Below are 6,720 nucleotides of genomic sequence, written 5' to 3' on the forward strand. Positions count from 1 at the left end.
TTAGAACGTCGAGTTACGGATCATATCTTCGATCCAATTCATGTAGGCCGGGTCCTTGCCGTACCGCTGGTCCTTCATGGCTTCCTTCATCTCGTACATGGACTTGAAGCCGGTCTGCGGTGCCGTGGCTTGGCCGTGGACCATCTTCGGCTCTTTGCCGTTTGCCGCGGTGAACTTGGCGTAGAGGCCCTGGACGGCGAGCTGGAGCAGCTCCAGGTCTCCGTCATCGCAGATGCGGTTGAAGGTCTCGATTTCCTTGGGGGACAGGTTGGTCTGCGCCCACTGGGCCAGGGCCTTGTAACCCTGCTCGCCGCCTACCTGCTCATAGATGCTGTTGACGTACTTCTCGGCCAGGGCGTGTTGGCCTTCGATGAAGCCGTCAATGAACTGCCGCGAGAAGCCTTGCTGGGCCAGCGTCTGATAACTCTCTTCAGACAATCCGTTATTGGCCCGGTACTCCTCATAGAATTTGGCCAGATCCAGCCCGGCAGCGACGAACCGCTCGTTTAGCTCTTCGGGAGAGAGTTGCGACGGGTCTTCCTGCTGCTGCTGCGGGGGCTGTTCCTGGGGCTGCTGCTGACCCAACTTGCCTTCCAACTCTCGGTAGGCTTTCGCCAATTCTTCCGGCGAGTTGAACTTCTCGGGGAGCCAGGAAGGGCGGTCTCCGCTTTGCTGCTGGGATGAGGGGGCTTCGGGGGGCGCTTCCTGAGCGGGGACTTGGAATTGTTCGGCGGACATCAGTAGCTCAAGATTTGAATACCGTTGACGGTGGAAAGGCTGCCCCGTCGGGGCTGGTTCTGGGGTTCAGTCTTTGGTTGCTCTACGCTGGGTGCCTTGGGGGCGCTCTTGGCCCCCTTGGTCCGAAGCGTTGTCTTCTGCGTTTCTACCTCGCTCATTCCTTCATCGCCTGTTGGGCCACCTTGGCTTGGGCCTGGATTGCGGCAGGACCGAGATTCGCCATTTCTTCACGCTGCATGGCTTCCTGACGCTCCCGCTCCAATTCCTCTTTGGTCTTGACCAGTCCGGCCATGTCGATGCCGAGGCTGGTGCCGATCCGAGTGGTGAAGTCGGTGGGATGGATGATGGTCATGAAGACCTCGGGACCCAGCGTGTTGCGGATGATGTCCCCGAAGGTCATCAAGCGGTTGAGATCGTGCCCGCGTCCCAGCGCCTCCATACCGGCGACGATTACCGGCTTGACGGCGTTCTTCGGCAGCGACGGCAGACGACCCGTCATTTCCATGCGGTGCATCAGACGGCGCACCAGGGGGAGCTGGAATTCCTGGGACAAGATCGAGTAGACGCCGCCGAGGGCGTCTTCCAGTTCTCCGGCCATGAGCCGGATTTCCTCGGCGGTCACACGTTCTGCCTGACGCTGGATGGAGGTGTTCAGAAGGAAGGCCTGGGCAAGGCGTTGATTGATCATCTGAACCGCTTCCAGGGCAACGCGGAAGTCGGCATATTTGTCTACCTGGAGGACGGTCACATCCTCCCTGCTGCCGGTACGGACGCCACAGTTCGGGGCCTCGGAGATCGTGCGTTCGTCGGTCGTTCCGTTCGGATTGACCAGGAACAGAACTTTCGCTGAGGCGGCGGAGCCTTCCACGATGGCCTGGGTCAGCGCTTCAAGGGAGCGGATGTCGCCGTAATACTCCTCGACATGGCCGCGTCCGTAATCCTCACCGTCGATCCGGGTGAAACGCAGGGGCAGCCATGGGGACCTGTCCAAGGGGTAATGCCCCTGGGAGTCGGGAATTATGACGTCCCCAGCCTCCTGATGGACGAGGACCTTATCGCCCTGACGCCGAACCCAGGTGTAAAGATCGACCTCATCCTGATCTTTCCTGTCCCTGAGCTGTTCGGCGGCAACCTTGGCGACCTCCGGAGGCAGCGCATCCTTGGCGATCTTCTCATGGACGATGATCTCAAGGACATTGCCCATGTAGTCGCGTTTCACGACATAACGGTCGAGCCGGTAGACCTTCATCCCGCCTTCCGGGGGAAGGAACAACAGGACGTTTCCGGCGACCAGAAGGTGTTTAAGAGCCTCGAAGGCGCTGACGCGGATGGCCGTTCCTTCGACCTCCGACATGACAGCTCGTTCGATGGACCCGAGAGCCTTCTCGACCTCGGCCCGCATCTCCTCGCGTCCTGTCAGCTCGGCCAGGGTGAAGTCGTCCATCATCAGCCGGAAGAACGGCGAGTTGGGCGGAAGCAGGGCGAGGAGAAGTTTGGACGCGAGGTTGTTCACGCCCCGTGCGCCCATCCCCTGGAAGGGGGTGGGCAGCTCCGAAGCGCCGGTATGACCGGCTTTCGGGAGAAGGCTGGGGATCGTCAGCGCCGCCGCGTCTCGTCCGCGACGGAGATAAGGCTGACGGTAGTCTTGGAGCTGTTCATAGCGCCTCCGAGCCGTCTTACGCTCGGAGACCATGCCTTATCCTTTAGGCACGTTCAGTCCGGTACCGCCGGAGACCGCATTACCCGCAGCAAGGTCGATCCTAAGTGAACTCCGACCACGACGACGCTTCAACGTATTCGCGTCGGTGCCGTCGTCCATGGTGGGCGGAGCGGCGGGTTGGCCCGGAGGCGGCGGTGCGGGCGGGATCGGGGGAGGCGGGGTCGGAGCCTCCACATGGACATTCGGAACCTTGGGCTGGAGCAGCTTGAGCGGCGCAGAAATCACCGAGCCAATGGACTTGGTCACGCTGCGCACGGCTTTGCTCACGGTCTTGAAGGGGTTGCCACACATGGATCAGAAAGGTTCCTTTGTGAGGATGTTCTTGTTCTGGCGTTCAAATTCCGCCTTCAAGAACCGGACTAACCTTCGTTCCCCGGCTCGCATCCAGATTTCCCGCTCGGGCAGTGCCGGGTCGGGACACCGTTCTGGGAATCGCTGGTCCAGAGCGGTCATCAGCTCTTGGCTGAGCGGGGGGATCGGTTGGAGTTTCTCTAGTTCTTGGAAGAAGAGGGAGACTGGGCTCATTGCTTGGATCAAGGGGGGAGGCTTACGCCTCCTCCCTCCTGTCTAGCTGTAGGTGCAACCTAATCAGCGGATAGGACATGCCCCGGTCGCGCATCCATCTTCCATCAGCTCGTCCAGGCTGCTGGCCTGGTCGAGATTGAAGGGAAGGAGTTGCGCGGCGTAGGCGTCGAAGGCCTCCTTGGTCACCACTTCCTGCGGGAGGTAGGGGTAGCCAAGGTCGGCGGCGGTTTTGGTGGGATCGTTGCGGAACAGCCAGGACACGCCGACATAGCTGTCCCAATTGAGCATCAGCCAGTCGATGATCTCCTCGATCTCGTCCGGACTGTAGGACACGGTGATCGAGCAGTTGTGATCGACATAATGGCTCATCAGCAGCTTGTACCGCTCAAGCTGTTCCAAGGCGCTTTCGCGGTTCACCTCAACATCACCGACCACTTCAAAATCCACGTCCTCGTAGGACACCGGGAAGGTCACCAGCATGGCGTCGGGGGCGTAGGGGTCGGGGAAGACCCGATAGCCCGCTTGCTCCAGGAGGGCCACCAGGGGATCGTGCTTAGAGAAGCGGACGTTGTTGAGGATGTACTTACCCAGCGGCTTGTGGACGCCCTCGGTGGTGTCCATGATCTTCGACAGGGTTCCGCTCGGCTTGACCGTGGTCACCGCCTTGGGACGCGGTAGACCCAGTTCGTCGGCCATCGAGAAGGCACCTTCACGGGCTTGGTTCCGGAGGCTGGCCCAAGCCCAGCCCTCCTTCTGGTGTTCCCAGCGCACGATGCCGGTTGCCCCCACGCCGCACAGGCGCAGGAACTCGTTCAGCTCATGCCAGGATCGCTGGAGGATGCCGTCCAGGAAGGAGACACAGGTCTGCCGGTAATTCGCCCTGGCGATCAGCCAGTAGGCCCGCAGGAGGCCTTCCCAATCACCGTTGAACTTCCCCAGGTCCACCTCGACCAGATTGCAGAACGATTTGTTCCCCAACATGATCTCGGCGCAGGGATTGACCCCCTTGAACCATGGGGCACGGCGCAGCGCCGCCTGGGCGTTGATAAAGCCCGGTTCGGAACCGCCGCCTTCCACCATGATCTGGAAGATGCGGCGTAGTTCCCGGCGCGAAGGCTTGGCGTAGAACAGCAGTGAGTTGTTGCTCTGCGCCCGCTGCGGGTTGTCGATCCAGTGGTTCCGCTTCGCCAGGGCGAAGGCTTTCCATTGCGGATCGCCGTAGGGCACCACCGCGATCTCGGCGCTGCGTCGGGACGACAGGGTCGTGCCCAACCAGTTGACGATGTCCAGGATGTCCAGGCGGTCGAGAAGCTGACCGGCCTTGCGGTTCAAAATCTCCGCGATGGCGGTGAAGGCCTTGCACAAGGTCTCGTCACCGGAGCTGATCCAGCCATAACCCTTGAGACGTTCGCCCGCCGGGCGGATTTGCTGGAAGTCCAGAACCAGGCGGTCCACCGGGGTCTTTTGCGCCAGCAGCTTGCCAGCGGCCTTGGCCCAGGCCTCGGCGCTGTCGCCTATGGACAGGAGCCATTCCCGCTCCCCAAAGGCGTTGACGAAGACCTCTTCGTGGTTGTTCTCCAGGCCACGGTCGGTACGGGTGGAGCGGCGGACTTCAATCTCGACAGGCTTGGTGAAGCCGTTGAGGGTGCCGACCACCGGCTCGAAGCCTACACCGCAGCCCTGGAGCAGAAGCCAGAAGGCATCGACCACATCATGGACGGTCTCGATGTGCAGGGAGGCGCAGTTGAACTGAGAGGATTCGCGGCGTTTGGCGACCTCGGTACCGCCCAGCCAGAGGGTACGGCCAGAGGGCAGGGCCTTTCGCTCAATCATGAGCTGACGCAGCTCGACCAATTCGGCCTGTTGAGCCGAGCCCAGAGGACGGCCCTGCGCCCGCTCCCACAGCCACCGCTGATGACCGATTACGCGGTCGATGGTTTGATCCCAGGACTCAAACGAAAGGCCGCTCACATCAAGCGGCCTGTTGTAGGTACGGCGGGTGATTATCTGTGCGCGGGTCGATGGTGTCATCGGTTGTCGCCATCCCCGTCCAGGACACCTCGGGAGGCGCGGGAGGCCAGCTTGGTCAGGTTCTCGACGGCGCAGTCCTCCATCGAATAGCCGAGGTCGGACAGCAGGGCGGCGCAGGCCCACAGCACGTCGCCCACTTCATCTCGGATGGCGTGGCGTTCCGCGACGGTCAGGTCCAGGAGGCTGCGGTCCTTGCGGATCAACTTCTGAACCTTGCCCGCCACTTCACCGGCCTCGGAGGCCAGCAGCATTGCCGGGTAGACCACGGCGGCGGTGCGCGGGTAGATCGCCGTCCGCATGGCCCCGGTCTGGTAGTTGTTCATCAGCATGGTTTACGTCTCGGTCGTCTTGAAACGGTCGTCGGTTCCAGTTCCCTTCTCCTGGTACTCGATCAGGAAACCCAGGCAGCACCGGGCATGAGCCAGATGGGATGCGCCGGTTTCAGGGTCGGTGTCCTGACCTTCGTTCCAGGCGGTGATGTGGCGTAGGGCGGCGTCCACGAGGCGGGACCATTCCATGCCCCCACGCCAGTTGTGCTTGGCGTATTTCTTCGCGCCGAAGGCCAAGACCTCGGCTTCGGCAACCAAGGCTGATCGCGGGATCAGCCCCATCGGAGGCTTCCCGCTGTCAAACTTCTGGGCTGTATTCATGGGTGTCTTAGGGCGTCCAGAGGATCGGACGCTTCTTCTTGAAGTCGTAGTCGGTGTAGCGAAGGATGCGGGCCACGCGGGCCTGGACGATGGCGTCATCCTCGGTCAGCTTCGCCTTGACGTAGGCAGTGACGACACGTTCCCAGGAAGGATCATCCTTGAGGATGTCCTCGGCCTTCTTCGGCCCGATGCCGGGGCAGCCCGGATAGCCGTCCGTCTGGTCGCCGGTGAGGGTCTGGAACAAGTGCCAGTAGTCGGCCTCGGCTTCCGAGACCTCCACCACGCCGTCGTCCTTGGACAGGTTGTAGTGGAGACCGGGGATCGTCTTCATGTCCTTGTCGATGGACACCACGATCTTCTCGCCGGGGATCAGCTTGGGGTGGGTCGCCAGGATGCCCAGGACGTCGTCGCCTTCCAGACCGGGGCGCTGGAAAGTCTCGTATTCCGCGGAAAGGTGGCGACGCATCTCAGGCAGGCAGACTGGCTTGCGGATTTTCGCGCGGTTGGTCTTGTAGGAGGGGTAGACCTCCTTGCGCCAGTTGTCGCCATCCGTCAGGGCGATCACCAGACGGTCGGCATCCAGGCTTTCCAGAAGTCCGGTCAGACGGTCGTCCAGGATGGCCCGCCCCTCGGCGGCGTCCGAGTGCAGGGTCCAGAGGTCGTCGCCCCAGTGGATCGGCTTCTCGATGCCCGCCGCGACCTGATAGGCGATGATGTCGCCGTCAATCAGCAGCGTCGTCATTACTGCGTCCACCAGGGAAAACGACAAGCTCGCCGGTCTTCGGGGTGATGGTGATGATCAGGTTCGCCATGGTCTTGACCAGGAGTTGACGAGCCACCGGGTCCACGGTGCGGTCGAGCTGGAAGGCCAGGCGGGAGACCATCTCGGCCCGCTGGGACATCACGTCATCGGGCATGAAGGGCGTGTCTTCCATGTCAGGCACCCTGCGGGTCGTTGTCATGGAAGAGGACGGTCAGGATCAACACCAGGAGCAGTGCGATCAGGAACATCAATTTTCCCTCCTGTAGGCGGCACAGACCTTTTCTGGGCCGGGA

The 6,720-nt window shown here is 61.8% G+C and carries 7 protein-coding genes; all 7 read right to left on the reverse strand.

Annotated features, from left to right (window positions below; translation table 11 throughout):
• Positions 1–738 carry a hypothetical protein gene (locus EPD66_RS21815; protein ID WP_142850684.1) on the reverse strand — a complete coding sequence of 246 codons (738 nt, stop codon included), beginning with the start codon at positions 736–738 and terminating at the stop codon, positions 1–3.
• Between the two features lie 154 nt (positions 739–892).
• Entirely contained in the window at positions 893–2,431 is a 1,539-nt protein-coding gene (locus EPD66_RS21820; protein ID WP_142850685.1) for a portal protein, read from the reverse strand.
• A 615-nt stretch (positions 2,432–3,046) separates the two neighbouring features.
• Positions 3,047–5,014, reverse strand: a complete 1,968-nt coding sequence (nrdJ, locus tag EPD66_RS21825; RefSeq protein WP_142850686.1) for a ribonucleoside-triphosphate reductase, adenosylcobalamin-dependent — start codon at positions 5,012–5,014, stop codon at positions 3,047–3,049.
• Entirely contained in the window at positions 5,011–5,343 is a 333-nt protein-coding gene (locus EPD66_RS21830; RefSeq protein WP_142850687.1) for a nucleoside triphosphate pyrophosphohydrolase family protein, read from the reverse strand. Before EPD66_RS21830 ends, nrdJ begins: the two co-directional genes overlap by 4 nt.
• Positions 5,344–5,346: 3 nt before the next feature.
• Positions 5,347–5,763 (reverse strand): dATP/dGTP diphosphohydrolase domain-containing protein, encoded by a 417-nt coding sequence (locus tag EPD66_RS21835; protein ID WP_370511911.1) that lies wholly within the window; start codon positions 5,761–5,763, stop codon positions 5,347–5,349.
• Positions 5,672–6,406, reverse strand: a complete 735-nt coding sequence (locus tag EPD66_RS21840) for an exonuclease (RefSeq protein ID WP_142850689.1) — start codon at positions 6,404–6,406, stop codon at positions 5,672–5,674. The genes EPD66_RS21835 and EPD66_RS21840 overlap by 92 nt, the downstream gene beginning before the upstream one ends.
• Positions 6,387–6,599: a hypothetical protein gene (locus tag EPD66_RS21845; RefSeq protein ID WP_142850690.1), complete on the reverse strand. Its 213-nt coding sequence runs from the start codon at positions 6,597–6,599 to the stop codon at positions 6,387–6,389. Before EPD66_RS21845 ends, EPD66_RS21840 begins: the two co-directional genes overlap by 20 nt.
• Positions 6,600–6,720 lie beyond the last annotated feature (121 nt).

The sequence above is a fragment of the Telmatospirillum sp. J64-1 genome (genome assembly GCF_006980715.1).
Classification (GTDB): domain Bacteria; phylum Pseudomonadota; class Alphaproteobacteria; order Rhodospirillales; family Magnetospirillaceae; genus Oleiliquidispirillum; species Oleiliquidispirillum nitrogeniifigens.

Coding starts and splice junctions, on each gene's coding strand:
- nrdJ (WP_142850686.1), bottom strand. CDS start 5,014: ATGACACCATCGACCCGCGCACAGATAATCACCCGCCGTACCTACAAC.
- EPD66_RS21820 (WP_142850685.1), bottom strand. CDS start 2,431: ATGGTCTCCGAGCGTAAGACGGCTCGGAGGCGCTATGAACAGCTCCAA.
- EPD66_RS21815 (WP_142850684.1), bottom strand. CDS start 738: ATGTCCGCCGAACAATTCCAAGTCCCCGCTCAGGAAGCGCCCCCCGAA.
- EPD66_RS21840 (WP_142850689.1), bottom strand. CDS start 6,406: ATGACGACGCTGCTGATTGACGGCGACATCATCGCCTATCAGGTCGCG.
- EPD66_RS21835 (WP_370511911.1), bottom strand. CDS start 5,763: ATGACGCCATCGTCCAGGCCCGCGTGGCCCGCATCCTTCGCTACACCG.
- EPD66_RS21830 (WP_142850687.1), bottom strand. CDS start 5,343: ATGCTGATGAACAACTACCAGACCGGGGCCATGCGGACGGCGATCTAC.
- EPD66_RS21845 (WP_142850690.1), bottom strand. CDS start 6,599: ATGGAAGACACGCCCTTCATGCCCGATGACGTGATGTCCCAGCGGGCC.